Source organism: Klebsiella sp. MS 92-3 (assembly GCF_000195655.1).
Classification (GTDB): Bacteria; Pseudomonadota; Gammaproteobacteria; order Enterobacterales; family Enterobacteriaceae; genus Klebsiella; species Klebsiella pneumoniae.
Window position 1 is genome coordinate 61,267 of the sequence record NZ_GL882855.1, and the last position, 1,147, is coordinate 62,413.

Genomic DNA, 1,147 nt, shown 5'->3' on the forward strand with positions numbered 1-1,147 from the left:
GGCGCAGCCCCGCCATTTCAGCGGTACCGTCCACTTTGTCTTTCAGCCGGCGGAAGAGAACCTCGGCGGCGCGCGCAAAATGGTGGAGGAGGGGTTGTTTGAGCGCTTCCCGATGGACGCCATCTACGCGCTGCATAACTGGCCGGGGATCCCTCTTGGCGAAGTGGCGCTCAGCGATGGCGCGATGATGGCCTCACTGGACGCCTTCGAGATAACCCTGCGCGGAAAGAGCTGTCATGCGGCGATGCCGGAGAGCGGGGCCGATCCGATCGTCGCGGCGGCGCAGCTGATAATGGCGCTGCAGACCATTCCTTCCCGCCGCTTGTCGCCGCAGGATTCCGCAGTGGTCAGCATCACCCAGATAAACGGCGGCGAGGCGATCAACGTCCTGCCGGACACCGTGGTGCTGCGCGGTACCTTCCGCTGCCTGAGCAATCGCGTTCGCGCCCGCGTGCGGGAGCTTATCGAAAGCTATGTGGCGACCCAGCCGCAGGTGTCCGATGTGCAGGGCGAGATTAGCTGGTTCCCGGGTTATCCGGTGACCAAAAACCATGCGCTGCAGGCGCAGCAGGTGCGCGAGGTGGCTGCCGCCACTCTCGGCGCGCAAGCGGTGCGCTGGAATCAGGCGCCGTCGATGGCCTCCGAAGATTTTGCCTGCATGCTGGAGGCCTGTCCGGGGGCCTATTTCTGGATAGGCACCGACGGCGAAACCCCGTCGAAGCCGCTGCATAACGCCAGCTATGACTTTAACGATGCGCTGATCGGCCCCGGCGTCGCCATGTGGGTGGGGCTGGTGGAGAAACAGCTGCCGGCGGCGTAACCCACCGGCAGCGGCAGAGGGAGCGCGCTGCGCTCCCTGAGGTCAGACGTCGGCAGCGGCTTTCAGTCGCGCTTTCATGTCGCTGTAGGCCGTCCAGGCATAGCGCTCCGCCCATTGCTGGTCGGCAATCGCTTCCACTTTCACCGCACAGTATTTGGTTTCCGGCGTTTTGGAGATCGGATCGAGGTTATCCTGGGTCAGCTCATTGCAGGCGCCCACCCACCACTGATAGGTCATATAGACCGCCCCCGGATTGATGCGATCGCTGAGGTCGCCGCGGGGAAAAACCCTCCCCCCCCCGGGGGGGCCCCCCCCCCCCCCCCCCCC

At 65.0% G+C, this 1,147-nt stretch carries 2 protein-coding genes; one reads left to right on the top strand and one right to left on the bottom strand.

Features of this window, described 5'->3' with window-relative positions:
* On the top strand, positions 1–820 hold an 820-nt coding region (locus tag HMPREF9538_RS04275; RefSeq protein ID WP_009486109.1), incomplete at its 5' end, for an amidohydrolase.
* 42 nt (positions 821–862) lie between these two features.
* On the opposite strand, the gene HMPREF9538_RS0128385 is transcribed toward HMPREF9538_RS04275, so the two are convergent.
* The coding region (locus HMPREF9538_RS0128385) for a molybdopterin dinucleotide binding domain-containing protein (RefSeq protein ID WP_009486110.1) at positions 863–1,147 on the bottom strand (285 nt) is incomplete at its 5' end.